Below are 26562 nucleotides of genomic sequence, written 5' to 3'. Positions count from 1 at the left end.
CGATCCTTCCGCCTCGTCGCGCCGCGGCGGCCACGACAGCAAACGGCCGGACCGAGTGCTGGTCGCAGCTCGGTCCGGCCGGTCGGCAGCAGTTCAAGAGGTCGCGTCGGCAAGCTCGCGCCGTCCGCCCGGCACCTGATCTGCGGGCGCGCGGGTGCCGTCGTCGCTGTCCGACGCCCGGGTGCTGTCGACGGGCGCCTCGGTCCGCGCCTCCGCGAAACCGGGCCGTCCGGTGCCGATGAAGGCCACCAGCCACGAGGCCACCGCGGCGAACCGGTTCCGGAAGCCGACCAGGTACATCAGGTGCACCGCCAGCCACATCGCCCAGGCGATCGGGCCCTGGAAGGTGACCTTCTCGGTGAGCTTCACGACGGCGCTGAAGCGGCTGATCACCGCCATGCTGCCTTTGTCCCAGTATTCGAACGCGGTACCGGCGGGAAGCTCGCCGCGGATGATGTCGGCCGCGTGCCGCCCCTCCTGCATCGCGACCGGCGACTGGCCCGGGTAGCCGTTGAGCGAGGTCATATCGCCGATGGCGAAGATATCGGCGTGCCCGCCGACGGTGAGGTCCGGGTTGATCAGCAGCCGGCCGGCCCGATCGGTTTCCGCGCCGGTCGCTTCGGCGAGCTGCTGTGCGAAATCGCCGGCCTGCACGCCGGCCGACCAGATGACCGTCTCGGCGGCGATGCCACGCTCGATCCCGTCCGCGTCGCGCACGGTGACCTTGCCCTCGTCGATATCGGTGACGAAGGTTCCGAGCAGTACTTCGACACCGCTGCCGGTGAGCGAACGCTTCGCATACTCCGACAGTCCGCCGCCGAACGGCGGCAGCACCGCGCCCGCACCCTCCACCAGGGTCACCGACACCTCCTGATGGAAATGCCGCTTGGCCAGTTCGGTGATCTGCCCGGCGACCTCCACGCCGGTGGCGCCGGCGCCGACTACGACGAAGCTCAGCAGACGGCGGCGCGTCGCCTCGTCGGCGTGTTCGGCCGCCGCGAAGACCTGGGCGATGCGGTCGCGTAGTCGTTCGGCATCGTCGATGGTCTTCAGCGAGAACGTCTTGTCGGCGAAGTCGTCGCGACCGAAATACGACTGGCTGGCCCCGGTGGCCGCGATCAGCGAGCCGTAGCGGATCCGGCGGGGGCCGTCGGCGGTGTCGTAGGTCAGTACCGCAGCGCCGGCATCGATATCGACGACCTTGCCGAGCCGGACATCGGCGCCCGGGTGGCGGCGCAGCACACCCGCGATCGGCGGCGCGATCTCCTGCGGCTCCAGCACGCCGGTGGCGACCTGGTACAGCAGCGGCTGGAACAGATGCTCGGGGGTGCTCGAGATCAAAACGTAATCGATACCCGACTTCGACAGCTGCTTCGCGGCGGCCAGACCGCCGAAGCCCGAACCGACGATGACGACGTCCGCATGTTCCATGACCGTGTACTCCAAGATCGGATTTTGTCCTTCTGTCATGAGTAAACGCGATGCGGAATACAGATGTTTCCCCAGCGGGGGCGCATAATGAAGATGACTCTTATCTGGATTATCGATGAATATGGGAGGACCTGCGATGGAGCTGCGTCAGCTCACATACTTCGTGGCCGTCTGTGAGGAGCTCAGTTTCAGCCGGGCCGCCAGCCACTGCTTCATCTCCCAGTCCGCGATCAGCCACCAGATCGCGAGACTGGAACGTGACCTCGGGGTACAGCTGTTCGAACGCACCACCCGGGCCGTCGTCCCCACCGACGCTACGATGCGACTGCTCCCGCTCGCCAAGCAGATGCTGAGCCTGGAGTCCGCGATCCGCGCCGCCGTGCGGGCGACCGGGCCACGGATCCGGCTGGCCGCCAACATGTCGTTCGCCGCCCGCTCGCTGTCCGCCATCGCCGCCGCCCGCGCGGCACATCCGGAGGCGGAGATCGAGTACGTGATCAAGCCGTTCCGGCAGCGCATCACCGCCGTCGCCGACGGAGACTGCGATCTGGCGCTGATCCGGGGCAGCGTGGACCAGCCCGGTGTCGCGGTGGAGCAACTGTGGGTGGAGGACCTGGTGATCGCCACCTCCAGCACGCACCCGCTGGCCGACCGCACCGAAGTCACCCTCGGCGAACTCAGCAGCTACCCGCTGCTGCTGCCACCGGAGTCCGAGCAGGTCCTGCTGCACAATGTAATCCGCGCGGCCTTCGCCGATCTGCCGGCGGGCCCGACTTTCGGCCCGCCGATCCCACCGGACCACACCGCCACCATGGAGCTGCTCAACCGGCCGGACGCGTGGACGCTGCTGTATGCCGGTAGTTCCACCGAGGGGCTGTCCACCCTGGAACTCGCCGAACACCGGCTCCGGATTCCGGTGTCGGCGGTACTGCGCGACGACACCCGCCGCTCCCCCATCGTCGCGACGCTGCTGGCGTCGCTGCATCAGTGACGGCGGGCCGATAATCCACCCGGCCCGGTGTTCTCAACGGCGCTGTCGGCGCAGCTCCGTGCGGTACCGCAGCCAGTGACCGGTGCTCGGCCAGGATGCGCACGCCGCGGCGGTCAGCGGGACCAGGACCATGATGACGGTGAGAACCAGAACCGAGGCTTCGGCGCCGGAGGTGGCGTTGACTGCGGTCGCCACCAATCCACCCGCGACGATCAGACCGTCGCCGACGACAGCCAGTGCCCGGCCGAATCGACGGCCCGACACCCGCGCCAGACCACCGCCGAGGGTCAATGACATCGGGACGAAGAACAGGGCGAATACCAGCGCAGTCTGCAGGAGGTAGCCCTCGACGCCCGCGGATCGAGTGTTCGACTCGAAATTGGTCACCGCGGTCCCCATCCCGATGGCGAGGACCAGCAGCAGGACCAGCCCGATCAGCATCGATACGACGCCCGCGATTCCCGCCGTCACCGGTGACGGCGGACGCGCGAAGCCCGGCGACGGGCGCGGCGGCACGCCACCCGGGGCAGCCACCGGCGCATGGGCGACGTCGGCCGCAGGCGGGTGCGGGGACCACGGCTGAGGCGACGGAGCCACCGGCACCGGATGGCCCGGCGAGGACACCGGCCATCCCCCGGTGCCCGGAACAGCCGCGTGCGGCGAGCCGACCGGGGCGGCAGGACCGGCGACCAGCGTGGGGTCCGACCGATGCACCGGCGCCGGAATGTGCTTCCCCTCCAGCGCGTTCCGCAGCGCATCGGTGAACTCCGTGCAGCTGCCGAAACGGTCGTCGCGGTGTTTCGCCATCGCCCGTTCCAGGACGGTATCGGCCGTCGGCGGCAGGTCGGGTCGCGCGGTGCTGACCCGCGGCACCGGGAGGGACAGATGGCCCATCACCACCTGACCGGGGTTCGTCGCTTCGTACGGCGGGTGTCCGGCGAGTATCGAGAACACGGTGCAGGCCAGCGAGTACTGGTCGCTGCGGTGGTCGACCACCTCGCCCGACAGCTGTTCCGGGGAACCGTAGGCGAGCGTGGCGGTGAAGGTTCCGGTGGCGGTGAGCCCGTTGTTCGTACCGTCGGTGAGCCGGGCGATCCCGAAATCGGTCAGCACTGCCCGGCTGTCGCGGCCGGCATCGGCGTCGGCGATGAGGATGTTGCCGGGTTTGACATCCCGGTGCAGCACACTCCGGCTGTGCGCGAAGTCCAGCGCTGCCGCAGTGCCGCCGAGCAGCCCGGCCACCGCTGTCGCCGGATGCGCCCGGGCATTCCAGCGGGCCGCATCGGTGCCGCGCACGTACTGCATGGCGATCCACAGGTGTCCTTCGTCGGCACCACGGTCGAATACCCCTACGATCCCCGGGTGTTCCAGCCGGGCAACCACATCCGCCTCGAGCTCGAACCGGCGGATCGACTCGGGGTCGGTGGAGACCTCCCGGTTCAGCAGTTTCAGTGCGACGCTGCGGGGCAGCCGCGGATGCCGGGCCAGATACACCGTGCCCATCCCGCCTTGCCCCAGTACGCTTTCCAGCTGATAGCCGGCGAATGCCGCGCCCACCCCCAACAAGACCGAACCTTCCGACCGACGATGCCAACCGGGTCGTACGGTATCGCATCGAGTCTCCGCTTCCCCGTGGATGCAGAGACCGGCCCCGCCTGTGCCCTCGGTCCGGCGCGAACCCCACCGGGTCCGGCCCGCAACCCGATGGTGAGCCATGACAACGCAAGTCGGTAGGTGCAGTCACCGAGTTCACGACGGGGTCCCGAGCACCTGCGGAACCGGACACGCGCAGGGTGCGGCTATCGTCGTACCGGTCAGCCGAAGTATGAAGGGGGCGACCGTGTCCGGTGACGACATCCGTACACGCAACGACGCGTTGCGCAACGAGGTGGATGGGCTACTGGCCGGGCTGGACCGGCAGCGACGCGAGCTCGCGGACGCGCAGGCCCGGCTGGCCGAATCCCGGGTGACCGTCTGGTCCCCGGACAATCTGGTGAAGGTCGTCGCCGGGCCGGATGGCGTGCCCGCCGAAGTCGCGCTGGACCCGGCAGCGTTCAAACGGGCGACGCCGGAGACCCTGTCCCGTTCGATCACCGCCGCCGTGCAGGAGGCCGCGCGGGCAGCGAGTGCGGCCGCGGAACAGGCCATGGCGCCGCTGCTCGCCTCCGCGGGTGACCTGCCGGACCTTCCGGATCTGGTGCCCGGGGCACCGAGCATCCGGGAACTGCTCTCCGCGGCCTCCGGCACCCCGGATTCCGGCGCCCCCGATGCCGCGACGCCGCCGGACGAACCACCGCGCCGGCTGACCGAAGAGGAAGAAGACGAATACTTCCGCAATCGGTCCTATCTCCGCTGATATCCAGCTGTTTCGTATATCGAAGGTTTCCGGATGAGTAGCTTGCAGGTCGACCCGGCTGTCTTGCGCAGCACCAGCGGGTCCTTCGCCAGTGTGTCCACGTCGGTCGCCGCGGCGCTGACCGAACTGCAATCGGCCATCGAAGCCGAGGGCGAATGCTGGGGCAACGACGAGATCGGCGAGTCCTTCGCCGAGTCCTACACGCCCGGTGTCGGTGACGGCTCCACCGGAATCGGCGCCCTCGCCACCGTGTTGGAGAAGCTCGGCGAGGGCGTGGTCACCATCGCCGCCGCGTTCGAGGATCTCGACGAGGAACGCGCCGGCGAACTCAGCGGTCTGGACATCTAGCCGAACGGACGGGGCGGGACGAACCGGTGGGCATCGAAATCCCTGGCGAACTGCAGTGGGTGGCCAAATGGGTGTGCGGAGCGGGTGACTGGCCCGAAGGCGACGAGACCGCCATGCGGCGGCTCGCCGACGCCTGGACCTCGACCGCGAACACCCTGAACGACCTCGGCCCGGACGCCGAGGCGGTGATGAACCAGGCCCTGTCGGCACTGTCCGAAGGGGAAACCCACACCGCCATGGCCGATCTCTGGAAGAAGATCGGCGGCGACGACGCCTCCTGGGACGCACTGGTGCAGTGGTGCGAACAGCAGGCCGATGCGCTGGAAGGCGGCGCCAACGATATCGAGCACACCAAGCTCGTCATCATCGCCACGCTGGTCATTACCGCCGCCGAATTGGCCGCTGCCATCGCCACCTCCTGGACCGGGGTCGGCGCGGCAGCGGGTGTCGCGGCCCGGGCCGCGGCACAGATCACCGTGCGCATGGTGATCAAACAGCTCATCTCCCGGATGCTCTCCCGGGCGGCCTTGAAGGCCGCGGGCCGGGCGGCGCTCAAAGGCGCCGTGGAGGGAGTGATCGAGGAAGCCGGAATCGACTTGGGCGCCCGCGTCATCCAGGTGGTGCGCGGCGACCGGACCTTCGGGGAGGACTTCGGCTGGGACGACGCCCGCAACGCCGCCATCGGTGGCGCCGCCGGTGGCGCGGCCGGTGGCGCACTGGGTGCCGGCCGGGCCGGGGACAGCGCCGGTACCGAACTCGGCAGCCGTGCCGCGAACGCCGCCCAGGATCTGGGCACCGAGGTGGTGTCCGACGCCGCCGCACAGGCCGCAGTGGCCGCCGTCGACGAGGAGACCGACTTCGATATCAGCGAGGTCCTCTCACCGGATGGCCTGGCCAGCTCCACCGTGGCCGCGGCGGCCGGCGCCGGACCGTCGAACACGCCCCCGGATGCGGGCACCGGCGCGCCGGATACGTCCGGGGACGGTTCGTCGGGTGACAGCTCGTCGGGTGACGGCCCGTCCGGAAACGACGGTCCGGCAGGTGAGCAGGACACCGGCGACGATCAACCGCCACCGTCGGGCGACTCCACGGCCGATGATCAACCGGCATCGAACCCCGATGCACCGGACGACCCGTCGGCGTCATCGAACACCGGTGGGCCCGATGAAGGGCCGGGCGCCGACGGCGAGCCGGCGCGAACATCTCCTGCCGGTGCGGGCGACCAGTCGCCCAGTGCCGGTGGTGCCCCGGGCTCCAGCGCGCCGAACCCCGCCGGTAGTCCGACCGAGCCGAGTTCGAGTCCCGCGGGAACCCCCGGCAGCGAGCCGGCCGAACCATCCACCGCGCCCGCGAGCGCTCAGGCTCCGGCAGACACCCCCGCACCGGCCACTGACTCGAGCAGTCCGGCGACCGAAACCACCACCGCCGAGCCGCCCGCCGAAGGCCCCGCGGAGTCCTCGGACACCGAACCGACCGAACCCGCGGCGACCCCTGCGAACGGTCAGAACCCGGCAGACGCCTCCGTGGGGCACCCCGACGCCGACGACGATCCGGCACCCGTTGAAACCGAGAGCCCAGCGGGTAACCCCGGCACCGGCACCGATCCGAGCAGCCCCGGGACAGCTCCCGCCGGTACCGGAGCGCCCGGCGGCACGCTTGCAGACGAAGATGTTGCGGCCACCGACACCGCCGCCCCTTCCGGGGACACAACCGACTCGAACTCCCCGGGCGATCCGAATCCGACCTCGCCCGATCCCGGCACATCGTCCACGGATGCGGATCCGAGCACCACGACCGGCGACAGCGATGACTCCGGGCCCGGCGGCCTCGACAACACCTCACCGGATTCCGATCCCGACAGCCCCGGTCAGCCCGGTGTCACCACGAACGATTCCGGCACCGGGGCACCACACGGCGATACCGATCGCCCCGAGTCGGCCGCCCCCACCGGACCCGGTTCCCCGGCCCCGACAGCGGGCTCCGAGCCACCCGCTTCGACGAGGCCGGGCGACGACCCGACGAGTCCCGCCGCGGACGTGCCCGACGGGGCAGCCGATCTCGACAATGCTCCCCCCGCAACCCCTGCTGCGGGTGCACCGCAAGCGGCCACCCCGGCAGGCGAGCCCGCGTCCCGAGACCAGGGGTCCACGCAGGCCCCGGGCACGGCACCGTCCACCACGGGAACCGGTTCGCCCGCTCCGGCCGGTGCCGGCACGAACACGCAATCGTCGGAGACCGGTTCCCCGCGGCAACCCGGCGTGACAACGGAACCGGCCGGCGAACGACCCGGCCAGCCAGGCGTCACCACCCCGGCAACCGGCAGCGAGCGATCGCAGCAGGCCGAGACCGGGACCGGCAACGACCGCCACCGGGCGGCCACCGAATCGCCGAGCGAAGTGGACCGGCAGGCCGCCCGCCCCGCCGGCGAGTCCCCGGTCTCCGACGATGTCGTGACCAGCAGGCCCGCGGAAACCGACCCGCCGTCCGACGACGATGCCCAGGCGCGGCGGGACTCCGATACTCCGGAACCGCACCGCGGCACTCCCCGATCGACCGACAACACCACGCCGCCGGACGCCGATCCGAGCGGTCAGCCGGGGGTCACCACGAGCCCGAACGAATCCGCACGTCCGCAGGGGATTCGCGAGGACGCGACCACCCCCGAACGAACCGACGACACCCCCGGCCAACCGGGCGTCACCACGCCCGCCACCGAATCCGAACGCCCCCACAGCACTCACGACAACGCGACCACCTCCGAACCATCCGACGACACCACCGCCCAGCCGGGAGTCACCACCGAGACCGATGATCCGTCCGGCCCGGCGCCGCGGGATGGAGCCCCGGAATCAGGTCCCGACGCCGAGCGGGAACCGACGTCTCCGCCGGCTTCATCGCCGCCCGCACCCGATGCCCCCACCGATCCGGCGCCCGCTTCGCCGGGATCGGACAACCCCCAAGCACCCCGATGGGCGCACCAGAACCCGGATTTCACCCGCGACCTCGCCACTCCACCGTGGGCCCGGCCTGCGGATGGCGAGCCACCCAGTACCACTGCGGCAGCGAGCGCCCCCGCGGCACCGGTCACCACACCACCGGACGCGCCGGGTAACACCACCACCGCCGCACCCGGAAACCCCCCGGCCGCGACCGGCCCGGCCCCCAGCACGTCCAGCCCGATCACCGGCGCCCCGAACCCCGGAGGAGTCCCGAACGGCACACCGGGTCACCAGGCACCAGCCGCCCAGGCGCCCGGCACTCGCACCCCGCCCGCCGGTCCCGCCAACACCCCGCCACCCACGCAACAGGCCCCCGGCACTTCGGCACCCGCCACCGGTACGCCGCCACCGGCCCAACAGTCCTCCGGCCCCTCGACTCCCCCCAGCGGAACCCCGCCGAATCGTCCCGGGCGGCAGGCCCCGACCGATACCGCGACGACCTCGGAATCCGGCCCCCGCTGGGCTCACCAAGATCCGACCGGACACCTACGCGCCAGCACCCCACCGTGGGCGGAACTCACCGACAATAACCGGTCCACGCCGCCGGCGCACCACGACAACGGACACCCCCGACCGACCTCACCTCCGCCCAGCGCGGAATCTCCGGCGCGCCCCCAGGACACCCGGAACCCCGGCACCGTCCCGGTTCCGTCCGATCAGCAGCAGCCCACACCCGCTCACCCGCAACCTGCACCCCGTCACCCGCAACCCGCCCTCGACAACAGACACGCCACCCCTGATCACCAGTCGGTGCCCCCGCCGGGACGACAGGTCGCCCCCAACCAACCGCAGGCTGCCCCACACCGACCACCTGTCACTCCCGACCAACCACAGAACACCTCACACCAACCGCAAGTCACCCCCCACCAGCCACAGAACGCCCCACACCCCGTCACCCACGACCGCCACCCAGCCGCCCCACACCACCCGCAGTCCGCTCCACCTCCGCCGCAGCAGCCGCAGATCCCGGAACCACCGGATCCCCGGCTGGCCCGATCCAGTAACGACAACCGCACCCGTCTGCGCAACCGCAGACCACAGCAGACCAACCTTGTCCGCAACGAGCGCACCGGCCGCGCCTACCAGTGGGAACAGCACGACAACCGCGTGGACCCACCCGTATCGGTCGTCCGCCTCAACGTCCACATCCCACCGCACGTGCCCCCGCACATCCGCGCCCAGATCGAACAACACCTCGCCTGGATCACCGACACCACTCTGAACCCCTATCCACCCAACCGCCTCGAATCCGGCGACCCCCTCACCATCGACACCGTCCCCACCCCGGACCTCACCCAGTCCCACCTCGTCATCGACCCCGCCCAGATCACCAACCCCCAGCAACTCGAATCGGCGATCCGCCACCACCTCGGTGTCGACCCCACCCCCGGCCGGCCGCTCACCCGCGACGATCTGCGCCAACTCAGTAACGACGTCGCCACCGCCAATACTCCTCAGCCGTTCGGCAGCCCGGGCGCGCTACGCAATCCGGACGAGTTCCGGCAAACCCCTGAGCAGGCCGAATCGCAACGGAACTTGGCGGACTCGGTTCGCGACGGCAACCGATTCCAGGCCGGAATCGACCCTCGGGATCATCCTGTCGCGGACTTGATCAATCCGCAGGACGGCGATCCCACCAGCGGCCGATACAACAACTGTGTCGATGCTGCGCTCTCTGCCCTCTCCACCTTCTTCGGCCGCCCCGAAGCCGCCATGGCGCGCCGGGATCCCGACGGGGGCGAAGGAATGGAGCGTGCCCAGCAATGGCTCGGCGGCACCCCCATCGAACGCTACTGCCATCCCGGCCAACCCGTAGCCCCGGCGTTCCGAGCGCTACACGATCGAGTCTCCGCCCTCGGCCCCGGTTCCGCCGCCTACGTGTCGACGGGCTGGCCGGCGTACGACCCACAAACGGGCCACCCCATCCTGGACAGCAACGGCAACCCCGTGCGAGGCTCCGGACACGCCACCGTGATCGTTTTCCCACCGGGGGCCGACGGCCCGGTGTGGTGGGACCCGCAGTCGGGGCATACCTCCAGCACGCCACCGGCCTACTTGGTTACCGACGCCGTCGACCTACGCGCCATCCCGATCCCGGCGCCAGGAGGATCACCACATGACCCGGCTACCACCGCTGCACACACCCCAGCAGGCCACGGCGTACCTCCAAGAGGCCCTGAACACGACGCAGGGGTTCCTGCTGGCGGAGACCGACCTGGCGTGGATCGGTCAGCGCTACGCGACACGGGAGGACCTCCGAATCATCGAGGAGAACCCCGGCCAGGATCCGGGCCCGCTGAAAACCCACGCAATCGACAAGGCGACCGGCAAGGTATACCTGGTCGAACCGTTCCCCCCGCCGGTCCACAAGACGAGAGGTCTGATCGACCAGCGCATCAAGGAACACCGACCGATCGGGAAACAGGTTTACCCGAAGACCTGACCGATCCGGATCGAAACGGGATCCCGAGCCGAGGTAGCGGCCCAGAGCCCACTTCAAAGCTCAACCGACAAGGCTCCGCGCAACCGAATGTGGGCGGCGACAGTGATACCGGCTTGCCTTCCGACGAAAACGGCGCAGACTTCCACGCCACGGGTTCCCCGACCATAAGACCCGTGCTCGACGGACCCGGTCCCGACATCGATGCACAGTTGACGGATTCTCCCGGCAGTCAAGAGACCGCCGACTACCGAAATGTACCCGTTTTCACGGCATTGCCGATCGACGCTCCCGAAGTCGCCAATCTTGTTGAGCTACAGAGACAGGCCCGACGCGGAGCAAGAGTCGGGTGGAGAACAATGGGCGGGGCTCTAGAGTTCACAATAGCTGGACACACTGAATCGTTCGCAGGGTTCAGCGGAACAGCCGATGTGGCACGCAACGCCCCCCGAGGGACCGACCTACCACCTATCGCACCGCCGGCTGAACACAATGCAATCACACCGAACATACCTGAATCCATGCAGAGGCAAAACGATGCAGAAAACAACCTGGTAGAATATCTTCACACCTGGATAATATCGATACATCCCCCGAACGAGAACGGAATAAACGACATTGAAGGGCATGTGCGAATTTTCTCCGAACAAGAGCCTTGCGATTCATGTGCCGCAACAATCTTTGCCTTCCAGGGGATGTATCCAAATATCGAAATTGAAGTAAACTTCATCCTCCCCTACCCGCCCGTTCAGCGGAATCGCCCCACTCTTTAGTGATAGGAGAAGGATCTTGAACTACTCAGCCGACGTTGCCGATCCGCTGATCGAATCAGGACTGGTTGACGCAGATTCAATCAAAGGCTGCACCGACAGGGAAATCCTGTCTCTGTTGGCAGCACAACAGGTAGGCTGCATCCCTAGGTCCTACCGCGAGTTCTTGATGTTCGGAGGTCGAGATCCATACTGGCTCAGCCGGGACGGCGAGTGGGATTATGACTGGCTCATCGACGCCAAGGACACAGTGCGCGAGATCGTCGAGGACGACTACCAGGAGAATTTCTCCCCGTTTACAGATGCATTCATCTTTCAAACACACCAGGGGTATATGTTCTATTTCTTTGCGCCTGACGACCTCGCCGAGATCGACCCCCACTTTTGGATATACACCGCAAAGCGACCACTGAAACGAAGTTCAACAAGTTTTTCGGGCTGGATACAAACACTGGCGGATCAACTTCCGCAAATCGTCGAAATGAGAGACCGGCTGACCCGAAACGGCCAGTAGTTGCCACCACTCCTCCATTTTCGTAGTCCAGGTTCGGGAACTCGATCAAATTGCATGGACCATGCGAAGACCGCGACGCCACTGCCGTAACCGAAGAGTGGGATTCCGTTGTGGGTGATAATCAACCCAAGGAAGCCCTTAATGGCGATTCGAAATTGTTCGAACCAGACTGCCGGCTCCCGAGATGTGGATCCGAGTACATTCTTGTGGATATCGAGGATCTCACCGAGGCCGATCACCGGGCCTCCGATCGCCCAGTCATTCCAAGATATCAATAATCGCATCGCTGCGATGGGACCGGGTTCCGCGGCACCTGTCGTGAAAAATTGGTCTCCAGTGCCTGGACCGACTTGAAAGCTTGAGTCACCGGTCAGCCACGCAACCGTTATCGTCTACCCACCGGGCGCGGATGACCCCGTTTGGTGGGACCCGCAATCCGGTGCGACATCGAGTACCCCACCTGCATGGATGGTCGACCACAGCGATGGTCTCTGGTCGATCCCGGTGACGCCACCAACAGGAGAAAAAAGTGCCCCCACAACAACCGCTGGAAACCCGAGCGGAAGTCCTCGAATACCTCGATTCGATATTCCGGAATCACCGGACGTACGAAATGGCAGAGACAGAACACGCCTGGATCGTCCAGCCGCATCCGACTCGAGTGGAACTCGATCAATTCCACAAGGGGCAACCGAACCCGGCCCACCGCCCGAACCTTCCCAGACTGGGCTCTCCCGTGACGACATACGCCGTCCACAAACAGACGGGCACGATCTACGCGATCGGCAACAAGCCCCCGGAGTACCACGCTAGCTTCTACGACCGGTACCTCAGCGAGGGCAGATCTCCGGGCACGCAGATCTACCCACCACCACCCCTGACCTGGCACATTCAGATCGACCTGATCCGAGAGACCGACACGGAAGCGGAATACCGAATCCAGGCAACGTCCCTGACCAACCCACCCCAGGAACCAATCGACCAACATCTGACCCTGCTCACCTCGACCAGCGCCCCACCGACCGACCCGACCACCGGGCAGCCGACGGAACTCTGGCCGAGCCACCCAGCAGCGATACACGCGATGGGACTCGTCTCCAGCCACCACCACAGAACCCGAACCTGGCCGGAAACCGCAACAGCGGAGATCTGAACGAGGACGTCGCAAACGTACCGGAAATCCATCAGTCGGCCTTTGCGTGGCATTGTGCAGAATTGAACTGCATCAGCCAAGCACTGGAGGCCGGATATACACTGGCGGATTGCCGAGGAGCACTCAGCTCGGCAGCAATGATTCGCGGGTTCAACTCGACTCAACATGGCAGATGGCGCGAACCATGCCGCGGCGACAAATACTTGCTCGGCCTACTCGGAATTCAACGGTTGGATATTCTGATGACTGATGCTACATGGCCCGCCGGGTTAACAAACGACGCCCTGTCACGTTCGGGTTGGAAACCGGGACGACGGGTCGATATGCAACAACAGGTCCATGATCTGCAGGCGCAAGGGTTCTTTATGTCCCAGAAGTCCATCGATGTTCTCAATGAGTTCGGGATGCTGACGGTACGCCCTATCAAGAATAGCGAAACAAAGTGGCTTTCCGACCCAATCGAGTTCGACCCCTTCGACTACTTCGATGGCTCCCGTGACGGGTACACGACGATCGAAGAAGCTCTCGGGAGCCGAGTGTCCCCGATCGCATCTTCGATAGGATTGATCGGAATACTACTCCTGGAGGACGGCAGAATGATCGGTGATACTCCACCCGGAATCGCCCTCTACGGCAATACTTTCAATGAAGGCATCGATTTGATCATCAACGGACATCGCCGACCCGAATTGATTCTCGAGCACCAGGAAGACACCTGATTCGGAAACAAATGGGCCATTGAGCCTTTCCGTGTAGGCATCCTCCCGCCGTCGTGACCAGCGGACACGCCGGAGCCCGTTGGGCCACAACATGAAAACGCGAAGCCCCTGGTAGAAGTGGTCTCAACCACGATCCCAACTCCAAAGAGACTCAAGTGCGACATACACAGCGGTCCTACCGGTCGCCGACGCCACCGTCGACAGGCTCGCCAGCCTGCTCGACACCGAACGCCTACGCCGCAGAACCAGACCCGCGTGGCATAGCAGAACGGTGAACCCCATGCTCCGAATTCAGATAGACGACCTAACCGAAGCAGATTACTGGGAGAAGCGCGACTTCTACTACCAAGGAGAACCGTTCACTGGAGAAGCAGTTGAAATCACACCAGATGGAACAATAACTGAGCTCACCACATACCGCGACGGAATACAGAATGGCCCTGAACTCGAGTGGTACCCGGATGGCACGCCTAGGAGCCACAGAGAATACAAGGACGGCGACCCCGTAGGAGAATGGCGAGAGTGGCACCCGAACGGGTCGCTCGCAACACTTGGGAGATACGGAAACCTAGGTGATATCAGGTGGCAAAAGAAGTGGGACCAAGACGGCCACCTCACACTCAAGACTCATTTTGCGCCCGATACATAGAGCCCGAATCACCCGTTTCTGCGCGGACGAAGTTCGAGTGAGCCAACCTATTGTGACCGACTGAAGTGATCGCAGTTGCCCCCATTCTCGACAGACTCGACATCGAACCCGCAGGAGAGTGATCCTTGGGTACATCAGATAGGTTGACCGATCCCGAAATCGAACAATGGCTATGCACAATTCAGGAGTATCAGCAGGGACAGGAAGTTACCTCGAGGTGACCGACATTCCCGAAGCCGGCGTGTTGACCGTTGAATGCGGGACAGGGTGCACCATTTATCGACAGCGATACACACCCTCGTCTCGGTAGCGCTGATTGCGCAACACGAGAACTTGGCGAGTTCGTAGCCAACCCTCATCATCGGGCACGGAGCAGTTTCATTCTGGCGGCCAGAGTCGTTGTCGCGCTGCGTGATCGATGGCGGGTTCAACCTGCCAAAGGGCGAAGCCCCTGGTAGGCCACCTTCTCCGGTTGGATACGGGACTCGGCTAAGCAACTGCCCCGAGTGATCGCCCTACGCAACCGCGTGCGTCGAAGCAGGAAGATTGCCCACGCTACGCCAGCGCTACTCGGCAGATCCACAGGCACAGTCACGGCAGATCCACAACGCACCTCTCGGCAGATCCACATCCCACAGGTACCGTCATGCGGGTTCCTGGATGATCCGCGGACCCGCGCATCGGGCGAGGTCGATCCGGTCGGATTCCTCGATGCAGGGGAACGGTTCCATGCCGGCTACATTCTGTACTGCGGTGCTCAGCAGCTGCCGTTCGGTGACGGCTTGTCGGCCGTGCCGATCAGTGCCCCTGTGGACGACACCGGCCGCCTGACCGGCTACTACACCGGCCAGGCGACAGATCCGCAGGCCTGCACCCCAGAGGTCCCTCAGCGCTGCAACCGGTACACCGATTCCAGGTGGCCGAGCTTGTGCGGGTTCCCGACCACGTACAGCCGGCTGATCCGGCCGTCTTCGATCAGCGCGCTCACCGCGGCGGACTGGTCGCCGATGTCGATTCGGATGCCGGGCATGCCGTTGATCCAGCTGGGTGTCATCGTGAAGCCCGGCAGGCCGGAACCATGGGCCAGCAGATTGGCGACCGAGCGGAAGCCGACGATGGGCTTGCGGGCAGCCCGGACGTATCCGCCACCGTCGGCTACCAGGACGACATCGGGTGCGAGGATTTCCGCCAGGCCCTGGATGTCTCCGGTGGACAAGGTGGCAATGAACTTTTCGACGACGGCCTGCTGTTCGGCACGGTCCACCTGCCGCCGCGGTCTACGAGCCGCGACGTGTGCGCGGGCGCGGTGGGCGATCTGCCGCACGGCGGCCGGCGTCTTCCCGACGACCTCGGCGATCTCCGGGAACGGCAGTTCGAACACCTCGTGCAGGACGAAGACGGCCCGCTCGGCGGGACCGAGGGTTTCCAGCACGGTCAGCATGGCGATGGAGACGTTCTCGGCGAGTTCGGCGTCGTCGGCGACGTCGGGTGCGGTGAGCAATGGCTCGGGCAGCCATTCGCCGATGTAGTCCTCGCGGCGCCGGGCCAGGGTGCGTAGCCGGTTCAGCGACAGGCGGGTGGCGATCCGGACCAGATAGGCGCGCGGGTCACGCACCTCGGCACGATCCACGTCCACCCACCGCAACCAGGTCTCCTGGACGATGTCCTCGGCGTCGGCGGCAGAGCCGAGCATTTCGTAGGCGACGGTGAACAGCAGGCTGCGGTGCGTGACGAACGGGTCGTCGGTCATTTCTCGGACGCTACCGCGAGCGGCGGGAGATGGCACGCGGCCGAATACCCCTGCGATTCGATCCCGAAGGCGACATTGGTGCGGGTCATGAAATTGGCCAGCCCGATCCACGAGCCCAGTTCCACCACGGCCGCCGGCCCCAGTGCGCCGAGCAGTCGATCGGATAGTTCATCGGTGACGGTCGGCGGGGTGTCCGTCATGGCTTCGGCATACTCCATGACGTCGCGTTCCAGCGGGGTGAAGACGTCCGACTGCCGCCATCGCGGTACTTCGCGGGCTTTGCCGAGGTCGAGGCCCTCATTGCGGGCTCGGAAGTAGGCGAAGTCGAGGCAGAAGCTGCAGCCGACCTTGGCGGCGACGGCCATATGCGCGAACGATTTCAGGTTCTCGTCACACCCGTCCCACTTCTCGATCTGCCGGCTCAGCTTCATGCCGAAGGACATCACCTGCCGGTTGTGCCACATCACCCCGAGGCCGTCGGGTACATCGCCGAGCATCTTGCGGGCGAACCGTTTGACGATCGAACCGTAGACGCCGGTGATCTCCGCGGGCGGGATTCTCGGATTGCCGGTCATCGCTCCTCCTGCCGGTTGTTGCTTTCGGCATGAAGACACCGGCCGGGTGCGGAGTGTGACAGGGCGCCCGTACCCCCCTTCGGACCCGCTACGGCGCATCGGGTGGTCGAGAGCTACGCCGGAACACGAGTCCACGTGACGATGCAGCCGCACACGGCCACCGCCGACTACGCCGCGCGGCACCGATCCGGTCCCCTTGACCGACCGACGCGCCGAGCCCGGATCGCGCGGAGTGGGTCCAGGTCTCTCCAATACCGCGGGCGACGTCAGTTGCCGGGACCGGGGAACGGCGGGAGTGCGGCGAAATTCGGATCCAGCTGCGCGGTGCGCAGCACCGCGGTGAGCATGCGCCGGACCCGGGAGAGCGGGTGGTCCGGGAACTGCTGATCCCACCGGGAATCGTCGGCCACGTTGTAGGGCAGGCGGGCGCGGATCTCCGGGGCGTACGGATGCGGCGGGTACATGGCGTCGAGACCGACCGACGCACCCACGGTGGCCTCCCGCACCCCGGTGGCACCGCGTTCGGGACAGACGATCGTGAGATTTGCACTGCAGGTCGCCCTGGGCACCGTCACCGTCGCGACGAAGACGAGGCCGTGTTCGGCGCCGGGTATCGGCAGCTTCTCGATCCGGACCAGCGCGGGCCGACCGGCCACCGGTTCGACATGTGCTTCGACCAGCCCGCCGTCGGCCGCCCGGTGTTCGGTGAGCCGGTGCCGCAGCGCCGGCAGATCGGTCAGCGCCGCCGGCAGGTCCGGAACCATATCGATGAAGCGGAGCTGCACCATATCGCCGGTGTCCGGATCCTGCCAGGTGGCCGGGTCGGTCTGCACCAGGCCGGTGGTGTCGAAAGAGATTGGCACGCCTCGAGCCTAGCGCCGGACCACCCGCACATCCCCGACGGTCGACGAACCACCCGAAGCTACCGGCGGGCCGGTGGATCGAGGCTCTCGAACATCCGCTCGCTGCTTTCGTGACCGTAGCCGGCCGCCACCTGCCGGTCGACCAGGTTCCGCACCGGATCGATGACGTCCAGGCCGACACCGGCGTCGCGGCTGGCCGAGACGATGGCGTCGACCGCGGCTTTGGTGAAGGTCAGGGGCTGGAAAGGCACGGAGTAGTCGCCGCTGTCGATCTGTGCACCTGCTTGGGGGAGCGTATCGAGGATCGCCCCGAGCCAGGCGGCGGTCCGGGTACCGAATTCGGTGGCCGTCATACCGGCCGAGCGGACCATGGCGGCACCGTGATAGAAGCCCGAGAACATGACGTACATCGACGACAACAGGGCGAAGTCGACCAGGGAGGCCTGACCGGCGTCGGAACCGAAATACTCCACGGATCCCAGCACTTCGAGAGCACCACGGTGTCGCTCGAACACCTCGGCCGCACCGCTGTAGAGCAGCGCGGCACCGGGCTGCCCGATCATCGGCGGTGTGGCCATGATGCCGCCGTCGAGGTACGCGATGCCGTGTCCGGCAGCCCATTCGGCGAGCTCGCGGGCTCCGGCGGGTTCGGTGCTGGTCAGGTTCACCAGGTCCCGGGTGGCGAGCAGATCGGTCACGGGATCGAGAGTTTCGTGGACCGAAGCATGATCGAACAGGCACGCGACGACCAGGTCACCGGCCGCGACGGCTGCTTCGACCGACGTCGCGCCGGTCGCCCCGGCCGCGATCAGCTCGGCGTCCTTCCCCGGTGTCCGGTTCCAGACGGTGGTGGGATACCCGGCCTTCACGAACGCTGCGGCCAGCGCGCGCCCCATCGCACCCAGTCCGAGCACGGTCACCGAGGTCTTTGCGGATTCCGCCATTGCGGGCTCAACTCCTTAGCGGGAAGCGGTCTTTGCAGCGCATCTCGGATGCGCTACGAACGACACTGCTCCCATACCGCTGCACCGACAAGTACCTACTATTTTGTCTGGTACCTACCGAAATGTATGTATCCAGGCAGTGAGGTCGAGATATGAGCGAGAAGAGATCCGGACCATACTTCTGCGGAATCGATGCCGCGATGGACATCGTCGGCGGCAAGTGGAAATCGCTGATCCTGTGGGAACTGCACGAGAAGGGCACCCGCCGCTTCGGCGAACTGAAGCGCGGCCTGCCCGGCGTCTCGGAGAAGATGCTGATCCAGCAGCTGCGGGAGCTGGCCGAGGACGGCATCGTGCACCGCGAGGTCTACCGGGAGGTGCCACCCCGGGTGGAGTACTCGCTCACCGCGGACGGCGAAGCCCTCAACACCGCCCTGGAGCCCCTCGGCCGCTGGGGTCTCGACCGTATCGATCGCATCGCCGCCGAGCGGATCCACGTGCAGTCCTGAGGCGGACAACGATGCGGCCGGCCACTGCCGTGGCGATCAGAAGTCCAGGGCCGACCAGGGAATCTCGATCGAGAAGGGATATGGGAAGGAAATGCCCGAGACAGTACCCGGAGTCCATTGCCCGGCCATCAGATAGTTCGCCGAACGCAGTGGCCGTACCCCCGGCGGCAGATCGGCATGGCCCACTTCGAGGATGTACACGCGGATCGCGCCGATTCCGGTGAGGTCGTGCAACAAGTCGACCTCCCAGTAGGAGGGGATGCCCGCTCCGGCGTACCGTGCCTTCTTCGCCTCGACGTCGGCCAGGGTGTTCGACGGCGACAACACCTCACCGACCAGGACTGTGTCGGCGGCGCGCACATCGGAACCAGCGGGAAGGCAACGGTGCACCAGGAAGTCCGGGGTCACGAAGTCGGACTTGCCCGTATGACCGAAGAAGATATCGGTCTCGAAATTCACCCGCCAGCATCGTTGCGGACTCGACGACATGTCACCACGAGCACAACGCTCGATCTCATGAGTCAGACGTCGCATCGCCATCTGATGCTCCCCCGGCCCTCGCCGTAGCCACACCACCCGCCCATCCCACAGCTCGATCTGCTCGGCGATCTCCTCGGGCAGCTGCGCCAACTCCTCCCAGGTCATCGACGCGGGAAGATCAGGACGATCTACGCTCGAGCTGCTCGGCACGGCCACGCGCTCATGCTACCGGGCGCAGGACGAATCCCCCTGCGTCCGCAGTCCTGCACCCCTGGCCTGGGGACGCCGAACCCGGATGACTCATCTACGCGAGATCTGCCGATTGGGTTAGCCAATTATTTGCCATGCGCCGGATTGTAACGATAGCCTGATCTATTCAGATGTGCCATATATCACACCATAAGGAGGTGGACGGCATGTTCGTGGAGTTCCTGGAGCTGGTATGGCAGTTCCTTACCGACCTGTTCGTCGGCTGAACCGAGTAGCTCCGGAGTGACTGTCGGCTTCGCACCTACGATGCCGACAGTCACGCATGTTCCGACGCACACGCCGCATCCGCAGAGATCCCACCACCGAGCCGCACGTTCGGCGCGACATGTACCCGTTCGATCCGGGATCAGAATGCCAGCGTCGACCAGGGAATCTCGATCGAGAACGGGTAAGGGAACGACACACCGTCGCTCGTGGCGGGGGACCACTGGCCGACCAACAGGTAATTCACTCGGCGCAGCGGCCGCACGCCGACCGGCAGTTCGCCGTGCCCCTCCTCCAGCACATAGATCCGGAGTGCCCCGATGCCGGTCAGCTCGCTGTTGAGATCGACTTCCCAGTACGAGGGGATGCCGGCACTCGCATATCGCGCCTTCTTTGCCTCGATATCGGGATGGGAATTCGACGGTGAAAGTACCTCACCGACCAGAACTGTATCGGCGGCGCGAACATCGGCCCCGGCGGGAAGACACCGGTGGACAAGGAAGTCCGGTGTCACGAAGTCCGATTTCCCGGTGTGTCCGAGGAAGATGTTCGTCTCCAGCTCCGCTCGCCAGCAACGTTCCGGATGGGCAGACATGTCGGCACGGGTGCATCGTTCGAGTTCGTTGGTGAGTCGCCGGAACGCGGTTTGGTGTTCCTTGGGCCCTCTCCGTAGCCACACCACGCGCTCATCCCACAGCTCGATTTGTGCAGCGATCTCCTCGGGCAACATTTCGAGCTCCTCCCAGGTCATCGACTCGGGAAGATCAGGACGCTCGGTGCTCGGCACGCGCGGCATGGCCATGGGCCCATGCTACTCATCGGGTCCTGTTGCCCCCGCAAACGAACAGCCCCGGCCGGAGGAATCCGACCGGGGCTGCCGATGAACTGCCGCGCGAAAGCGATATCAGCCCTTGTGCGCCTTGACCGCCTCGGTCAGCTGCGGGGCGACGTTGAACAGGTCGCCCACGATGCCGTAGTCGGCGATCTCGAAGATCGGCGCCTCTTCGTCCTTGTTGACGGCGACGATGGTCTTCGAGGTCTGCATGCCGGCCCGGTGCTGGATCGCGCCGGAGATGCCCAGGGCGACGTACAGCTGCGGGGAGACCGTCTTACCGGTCTGGCCGACCTGGAACTGACCCGGGTAGTAGCCGGAGTCGACCGCGGCACGCGAGGCACCGACGGCGGCACCGAGCGAATCCGCGAGGGCCTCGACCACCGCGAAGTTGTCGGCGGAGCCGACACCACGGCCACCGGACACGACGATGCCGGCCTCGGTGAGCTCCGGACGGTCGCCGCCGACGACCGGCTCCCGCTCGGTCACCTTGACGACGCCCTCTTCCTGGGCGGGCACGGCGACGGAGACCTGCTCGCCGGCACCGGCCTGGGCGACGGCCTCGACCGAACCCGGGCGCACCGAGATCACCGGCACGTCGCCGGTGGCCTTGGCGTCGACGGTGAACGCGCCACCGAAGATGGAGTGCACGACGGAACCGTCACCGTTGACGCCGATGACGTCGACGAGCAGGCCGGAGCCGATGCGGGCGGCGAGGCGGCCCGACACCTCCTTGCCCTCGGCGGAGGCGGCGACCAGCACGGCGGCCGGACCGGCGGTCTCGACCAGGCCGGCGAGCACGTCGACCTTCGGGGTGACCAGGAAGCCGTCGACCTCGTCGCCCTCGGCGACGTAGATCTTCTCGGCGCCGGCTGCGGCCAGCGCGTCGGCCAGCTTGGCGCCGGTGCCGGCCGGGCCGGTCACGACGGCGGCGGGCTCGCCCAGGGCGCGGGCGGCGGTGAGCAGTTCGGTGCTGACCTTCTTGACCGCACCGTCGGCGTGCTCGACGAGCACAAGTACTTCAGCCATTGTTCTTTCTCCTCGGGAAGTCTCGGGTGGGCCGGATCAGATGATCTTCTGACCGATGAGGTACTGAGCGATCTGGTTGCCGCCCTCGCCCTCGTCCGCGATCTTCTCGCCGGCGGTGCGGGCCGGCTTCGGGGTGGACGCGGTCACCTGGGTGCCCGCGTTGGCGACACCCACGGTCGACGGGTCGATGCCCAGGTCGGCCAGGGTGAAGACGGTGACTTCCTTCTTCTTGGCGGCCATGATGCCCTTGAAGGAGGGGAAGCGCGGTTCGTTGATCTTCTCGTTGACCGAGACGATCGCGGGGAGGGCAGCCTCCAGCTTGAACACGCCCTCTTCGGTCTCACGCTCGCCGGTGATCTTCTCGCCGTCGACGGTGAGCTTGCGCAGGTGGGTCAGCTGCGGGATGCCCAGGTACTCGGCGATGATGGCCGGGACGGCACCGGCGCGGCCATCGGTGGACTCGTTGCCGGCGATGACCAGCTCGACACCCTCGACCTGGCCCAGCGCGCCGGCCAGCACCCAGGCGGTCTGCACGGCGTCGGAGCCGTGGATCGCCGGGTCGTTGATGTGGATGGCCTTGTCGGCGCCCATGGACAGGGCCTTGCGGATGGCCTCGTTGGCCCGATCCGGACCGGCGGCCAGCACGGTGACCTCGCCGCCCTGCGCTTCCTTGATCAGCAGCGCTTCCTCGACGGCGCGCTCGTTGATCTCGTCGAGGACGGCGTCCGCTGCCTCACGGTCGAGAGTGAAATCACCATCGGAGAGCTTGCGCTCGGACCAGGTGTCGGGAACCTGCTTGATGAGTACGACGATGTTCGGCATCGGTCTTCGTCGACCTCCTTCTGGGTGCACATTGGGGTGGCCGCACTGGCTGGGCCGTACGTCCGTGTAGATGCTCAGTGCGAGACAGTACCCTACCTTAAGTTACTGGTGGGTAACTTACCTCATCGAGCCCCGTCCGCCAAGGGTGCCACTATCCTGCCCGCCCGGGGAACCGGTCCCTGACGTGCACCAGGACCACCGGTACCAGTAACGTCGGACCAATGAGTGAGGCTGTGATCCCCGCCGCATCTGCGAGCACCACCGGCACCGAGCCCTCGCCGCCGCGAGCGGGTGAGCCCTTGCCGTTGACCGGTGAACGCACGGTGCCGGGTATCACCGAGGAGAACTACTGGTTCCGGCGCCACGAGATCGCCTATGCCCGGCTACGGGAACGCTGCACCGGCAGCACGGTCCTGGAGGCCGGTGCCGGTGAGGGATACGGCGCGGACATGATCGCCGACGTCGCCGACCGGGTGATCGGTCTCGACTACGATGCCACCGCCGTTGCGCACATCCGCACCCGGTACCCGCGGGTGGAGATGCTGGAAGGCAATCTCGCCGCGCTCCCGCTCGACGACGCCTCGGTCGATGTGGTGGTGAACTTCCAGGTCATCGAACACCTCTGGGACCAGGCGCAATTCCTGCGCGAATGCCTGCGGGTGCTGCGGCCGGGCGGACAGCTGCTGATCAGCACGCCGAACCGGATCACCTTCTCCCCCGGCCGGGACACACCGCTCAACCCGTTCCACACCCGTGAGCTCAACGCCGCCGAACTCACCGAACTGCTGACGGATTCGGGTTTCACCGTCACCGAGATGCTCGGGGTGCACCACGGCCCGCGGCTGCGCGAACTCGACGCCAAGCACGGCGGATCGTTCATCGACGCCCAGATCGAGCGGGCCCTGGCCGGACAACCGTGGCCGGCCGACCTGACCGCCGACGTCGCGGCGGTGACCGCCGACGATTTCGAGCTGTACGCCGACGATATCGATGCCAGCCTGGACCTGGTCGCCATCGCGGAAAAGCGGTGACCGTGCCCGATTCCGCGTCCCCGGTCCCCGGCCAGTTCACCCTGGTCCTGCATTCACATCTGCCCTGGCTGGCCCACCACGGCCGCTGGCCGGTGGGCGAGGAATGGCTCTACCAATCCTGGGCGGCCTCTTATCTTCCCGTCGTCGAGGTGCTGCGCACCCTTGCCGCAGAAGGCCGTTCACACCTGCTCACGCTCGGGATCACGCCGGTGCTGGCGGCCCAGCTCGACGATGCGCACTGCCTATCGGGAATGCATCACTGGCTGGGCAACTGGCAGCTGCGCGCCGACGAGGCCGCGAAGAACGGCAATGTCGCACTGGGCCGACACGAACACCGGCTCGCCGCCGCCGCCCTCGCGGAGTTCGAACAGCACTGGCGGCACGGCAGCAGCCCGGTGTGGCGCGACCTCATCGACGCCGAAGCGATCGAACTGCTCGGCGGCCCCCTGGCACACCCCTTCCAGCCGCTGCTGGATGCCCGCCTGCGGCGGTTCCAGCTCGCCGAAGGACTCGCCGACGCCCAGCTCCGCTGGGGCCACACCCCATCCGGAATCTGGGCACCCGAATGCGGTTACACCCCGGGCATGGAACACGACTACGCCGACGCCGGTGTGACTCATTTCATGGTCGACGGGCCGTCGCTGCACGGCGATACCGGCCTCGGGCGCCCGGTCCGCGATTCCGACGTCGTCGCCTTCGGCCGCGATCTCCAGGTGAGCTACCGGGTGTGGTCGCCGAAGTCCGGCTATCCGGGGCACGGCGCCTACCGCGACTTCCACCACTACGACCACGCAACCGGTTTGAAGCCGGCCCGGGTCACCGGCAAGACGGTCGCCGGGCCGGACAAGGCGCCCTACGACCCCGCACTGGCGGCCGCCGCGGTGACCCGCGATGTCGACGACTTCGTCGCCACCGTACGCAACCGGTTGATCGAGGAATCCGAACGGATCGGCCGGCCCGCCCTCGTGGTGGCCGCCTTCGACACCGAACTGTTCGGGCACTGGTGGCACGAGGGTCCGCAGTGGCTGGCCCAGGTGTTGCGGGCACTGCCCGAGGCGGGCGTCACCGTCGGCACCCTCGCCGATGCCCGGACCCGCGGTTATGTGGGGGAACCGGTGCAGCTCACCGACTCGTCGTGGGGATCCGGTAAGGACTGGCGGGTGTGGGCCGGCGACCAGGTGGCCGACCTGGTGGAACTGAACGCCGATGTGGTCCGGCTGGCCCTGGACACCCTGGACAAGATGCGGGCCGGGGCCGGTGCGCAGACGCGCCGCGATCCGATCGCCGACCAGTTGCTCCGAGAAGCGATCCTGACCGTTTCGAGCGATTGGGCATTCATGGTCAGCAAGGACTCGGCGGCCGGTTACGCTCGAGACCGAGCCCATGAGCACGCACATGCGGTGCGTGAGATCGCGGCCGCGGTCGGCGCCGGTCAACTCGGCAAGGCGCACCGGCTGGCGGCAGGATGGAAGACGGCCGACGGCCTCTTCCCGGGCTTGGACGCCCGGCGTTGCGGCACTGCCGCATCGGCCGCAGCAGAAGGACACGCATGAAGATTTTGATGGTGTCGTGGGAGTACCCGCCGGTGGTGGTCGGCGGACTCGGCCGGCACGTCCATCACCTGGCGGTCGAACTCGCCGCCGCCGGCCACGAGGTGGTGGTGCTCTCCCGTCGCCCGACGGGTACCGACGCGACCACCCACCCCACCCATTCCCATATCGCCGAGGGCGTTCTGGTGGTCGCGGTCGCCGAGGATCCGCCGATGTTCGACTTCGGTGAGGACATGCTCGCCTGGACCCTCGCGATGGGGCACGCCATGGTCCGGGCCGGCGTCGCCCTGCACAAACCGGGCGTCGGCGAGGGCTGGACCCCGGATGTGGTGCATGCGCACGATTGGCTGGTCGCGCACCCGGCGATCGCGCTCGCCGAGTACTACGACGTGCCGCTGGTATCGACCATCCACGCCACCGAGGCCGGCCGGCACAGCGGCTGGGTCGCCGGCAAGGTGAACAAGCAGGTGCATTCGGTCGAGTGGTGGCTGGCCAACGAATCCGATGCCCTGATCACCTGCTCCACCGCGATGCAGGAAGAGGTCGAACGGCTCTACGGTCCGGACCTGGTACCGGTCTCGGTGATCCGCAACGGTATCGATGTGGGTGCCTGGACCTTCCGACGCCGCGCGCCGCGCTCCGGGCCGCCGCGGCTGTTGTACGTGGGCCGGCTCGAATACGAGAAGGGGGTGCAGGATGCGATCGCGGCGCTGCCGCGGATCCGCCGCGCACACCCGGGAACCACACTGACCGTCGCCGGTGCCGGCACCCAGGTCGACTGGCTGCGCGACCGGGCCCGCGGGCACCGGGTGCTGCGGGCGGTGCATTTCGTCGGGATGCTCGGGCACGAGGAGTTGCTGGGCTGGCTGCACGGCGCCGATGCGATCGTGCTGCCCAGCCGCTACGAACCGTTCGGCATCGTGGCACTGGAGGCCGCCGCTGCCGGTGTCCCGCTGGTCACCTCGAAAGCCGGCGGCCTCGGTGAGGCGGTGGTGGACGGCGTGACCGGCGCCTCGTTCGCACCGGCCGATGTGGACGGCCTGGTCGACGCGGTGCGCACGGTCCTCGACGATCCCGCGGCCGCGCAGGAGCGGGCCTACGCCGCCCGGGAACGGCTCACCGCCGATTTCTCCTGGGATGTGGTGGCCGCCGAGACCGCACAGGTGTACTCGGCCGCCAAACGGCGGGTCCGTAACCCGCTGGGCCGTCCGATCATCGTGGAGCGGCCGCTGCCGGAGCGAGACCCGAAATAGCGGATCAGGCGGTTTCCGATGCGCCTGACCCGCGAAGGGTTCGGGACGCCGGCAGGCCCTCCGCTACCGCCTCCGGCCCA

The 26562-nt window shown here is 66.8% G+C and carries 22 protein-coding genes; 12 read left to right on the top strand and 10 right to left on the bottom strand.

The window, feature by feature from the left end:
* Positions 1-93: 93 nt before the first annotated feature.
* Positions 94-1431 carry an NAD(P)/FAD-dependent oxidoreductase gene (locus AC1HFH_RS08210; protein WP_480247773.1) on the bottom strand — a complete coding sequence of 446 codons (1338 nt, stop codon included), beginning with the start codon at positions 1429-1431 and terminating at the stop codon, positions 94-96.
* Between the two features lie 136 nt (positions 1432-1567).
* On the opposite strand from AC1HFH_RS08210, the gene AC1HFH_RS08205 reads away from it, so the two are divergent.
* Positions 1568-2422: a LysR family transcriptional regulator gene (locus tag AC1HFH_RS08205; RefSeq protein ID WP_480246827.1), complete on the top strand. Its 855-nt coding sequence runs from the start codon at positions 1568-1570 to the stop codon at positions 2420-2422.
* A 33-nt stretch (positions 2423-2455) separates the two neighbouring features.
* Here AC1HFH_RS08205 and AC1HFH_RS08200 read toward each other — a convergent pair whose 3' ends face one another.
* The gene (locus AC1HFH_RS08200; protein ID WP_480247772.1) at positions 2456-3979 is read right to left on the bottom strand and encodes a serine/threonine-protein kinase; all 1524 of its coding nucleotides are present in this window, start codon (positions 3977-3979) and stop codon (positions 2456-2458) included.
* Positions 3980-4262: 283 nt separating this feature from the next.
* Between AC1HFH_RS08200 and AC1HFH_RS08195 the strand changes: the two genes are divergently transcribed.
* The 7 genes from AC1HFH_RS08195 (at position 4263) to AC1HFH_RS08165 (ending at position 14370) form a co-directional block, all read left to right on the top strand.
* Entirely contained in the window at positions 4263-4778 is a 516-nt protein-coding gene (locus AC1HFH_RS08195; RefSeq protein WP_480246826.1) for a YbaB/EbfC family nucleoid-associated protein, read from the top strand.
* A 33-nt stretch (positions 4779-4811) separates the two neighbouring features.
* Entirely contained in the window at positions 4812-5126 is a 315-nt protein-coding gene (locus tag AC1HFH_RS08190) for a WXG100 family type VII secretion target (RefSeq protein WP_480246825.1), read from the top strand.
* Between the two features lie 26 nt (positions 5127-5152).
* Positions 5153-11338: a WXG100-like domain-containing protein gene (locus AC1HFH_RS08185; protein WP_480246824.1), complete on the top strand. Its 6186-nt coding sequence runs from the start codon at positions 5153-5155 to the stop codon at positions 11336-11338.
* Between the two features lie 16 nt (positions 11339-11354).
* Entirely contained in the window at positions 11355-11849 is a 495-nt protein-coding gene (locus tag AC1HFH_RS08180) for an SMI1/KNR4 family protein (RefSeq protein ID WP_480246823.1), read from the top strand.
* Positions 11850-12378: 529 nt separating this feature from the next.
* On the top strand, positions 12379-13002 hold the full coding sequence (locus tag AC1HFH_RS08175; RefSeq protein ID WP_480246822.1) for a hypothetical protein: 624 nt from the start codon (positions 12379-12381) through the stop codon (positions 13000-13002).
* 62 nt (positions 13003-13064) lie between these two features.
* Positions 13065-13721: an SUKH-3 domain-containing protein gene (locus AC1HFH_RS08170; RefSeq protein ID WP_480246821.1), complete on the top strand. Its 657-nt coding sequence runs from the start codon at positions 13065-13067 to the stop codon at positions 13719-13721.
* 271 nt (positions 13722-13992) lie between these two features.
* Positions 13993-14370 (top strand): toxin-antitoxin system YwqK family antitoxin, encoded by a 378-nt coding sequence (locus tag AC1HFH_RS08165; RefSeq protein WP_480246820.1) that lies wholly within the window; start codon positions 13993-13995, stop codon positions 14368-14370.
* An 886-nt stretch (positions 14371-15256) separates the two neighbouring features.
* Here AC1HFH_RS08165 and AC1HFH_RS08160 read toward each other — a convergent pair.
* The 4 genes from AC1HFH_RS08160 to AC1HFH_RS08145 form a co-directional block, all read right to left on the bottom strand.
* Positions 15257-16120 (bottom strand): RNA polymerase sigma-70 factor, encoded by an 864-nt coding sequence (locus AC1HFH_RS08160; RefSeq protein WP_480246819.1) that lies wholly within the window; start codon positions 16118-16120, stop codon positions 15257-15259.
* Positions 16117-16695 carry a carboxymuconolactone decarboxylase family protein gene (locus AC1HFH_RS08155; protein WP_480246818.1) on the bottom strand — a complete coding sequence of 193 codons (579 nt, stop codon included), beginning with the start codon at positions 16693-16695 and terminating at the stop codon, positions 16117-16119. Before AC1HFH_RS08155 ends, AC1HFH_RS08160 begins: the two co-directional genes overlap by 4 nt.
* A gap of 266 nt (positions 16696-16961) precedes the next feature.
* The gene (locus AC1HFH_RS08150) at positions 16962-17558 is read right to left on the bottom strand and encodes a hypothetical protein (protein WP_480246817.1); all 597 of its coding nucleotides are present in this window, start codon (positions 17556-17558) and stop codon (positions 16962-16964) included.
* 59 nt (positions 17559-17617) lie between these two features.
* The gene (locus AC1HFH_RS08145; protein WP_480246816.1) at positions 17618-18502 is read right to left on the bottom strand and encodes an NAD(P)-dependent oxidoreductase; all 885 of its coding nucleotides are present in this window, start codon (positions 18500-18502) and stop codon (positions 17618-17620) included.
* A gap of 152 nt (positions 18503-18654) precedes the next feature.
* On the opposite strand from AC1HFH_RS08145, the gene AC1HFH_RS08140 reads away from it, so the two are divergent.
* The gene (locus AC1HFH_RS08140) at positions 18655-19011 is read left to right on the top strand and encodes a winged helix-turn-helix transcriptional regulator (protein WP_480246815.1); all 357 of its coding nucleotides are present in this window, start codon (positions 18655-18657) and stop codon (positions 19009-19011) included.
* A gap of 36 nt (positions 19012-19047) precedes the next feature.
* Here AC1HFH_RS08140 and AC1HFH_RS08135 read toward each other — a convergent pair whose 3' ends face one another.
* The 4 genes from AC1HFH_RS08135 to AC1HFH_RS08120 form a co-directional block, all read right to left on the bottom strand.
* A complete protein-coding gene (locus tag AC1HFH_RS08135) occupies positions 19048-19656 on the bottom strand; it encodes a Uma2 family endonuclease (protein ID WP_480247771.1) in 609 nt (202 codons plus the stop codon).
* Between the two features lie 451 nt (positions 19657-20107).
* Positions 20108-20767, bottom strand: a complete 660-nt coding sequence (locus AC1HFH_RS08130; protein ID WP_480246814.1) for a Uma2 family endonuclease — start codon at positions 20765-20767, stop codon at positions 20108-20110.
* A gap of 102 nt (positions 20768-20869) precedes the next feature.
* Positions 20870-21826 carry an electron transfer flavoprotein subunit alpha/FixB family protein gene (locus AC1HFH_RS08125; protein WP_480246813.1) on the bottom strand — a complete coding sequence of 319 codons (957 nt, stop codon included), beginning with the start codon at positions 21824-21826 and terminating at the stop codon, positions 20870-20872.
* A 36-nt stretch (positions 21827-21862) separates the two neighbouring features.
* Positions 21863-22648, bottom strand: a complete 786-nt coding sequence (locus AC1HFH_RS08120) for an electron transfer flavoprotein subunit beta/FixA family protein (protein WP_480246812.1) — start codon at positions 22646-22648, stop codon at positions 21863-21865.
* 221 nt (positions 22649-22869) lie between these two features.
* On the opposite strand from AC1HFH_RS08120, the gene AC1HFH_RS08115 reads away from it, so the two are divergent.
* Genes AC1HFH_RS08115 through AC1HFH_RS08105 form a run of 3 tightly spaced genes read left to right on the top strand, consistent with a single transcriptional unit; the run spans position 22870 to position 26482 of the window.
* On the top strand, positions 22870-23679 hold the full coding sequence (locus tag AC1HFH_RS08115) for a class I SAM-dependent methyltransferase (RefSeq protein WP_480246811.1): 810 nt from the start codon (positions 22870-22872) through the stop codon (positions 23677-23679).
* Between the two features lie 2 nt (positions 23680-23681).
* Entirely contained in the window at positions 23682-25232 is a 1551-nt protein-coding gene (locus tag AC1HFH_RS08110) for a 1,4-alpha-glucan branching protein domain-containing protein (protein ID WP_480247770.1), read from the top strand.
* Positions 25229-26482 carry a glycosyltransferase family 4 protein gene (locus tag AC1HFH_RS08105; protein WP_480246810.1) on the top strand — a complete coding sequence of 418 codons (1254 nt, stop codon included), beginning with the start codon at positions 25229-25231 and terminating at the stop codon, positions 26480-26482. The genes AC1HFH_RS08110 and AC1HFH_RS08105 overlap by 4 nt, the downstream gene beginning before the upstream one ends.
* The last annotated feature ends 80 nt before the right edge of the window (positions 26483-26562 follow it).

This window comes from Nocardia sp. KT25-26, from assembly GCF_056627695.1.
The sequence above is the reverse complement of the archived record's forward strand: the minus strand, read 5'-3'. Positions and strand labels throughout refer to the sequence as shown.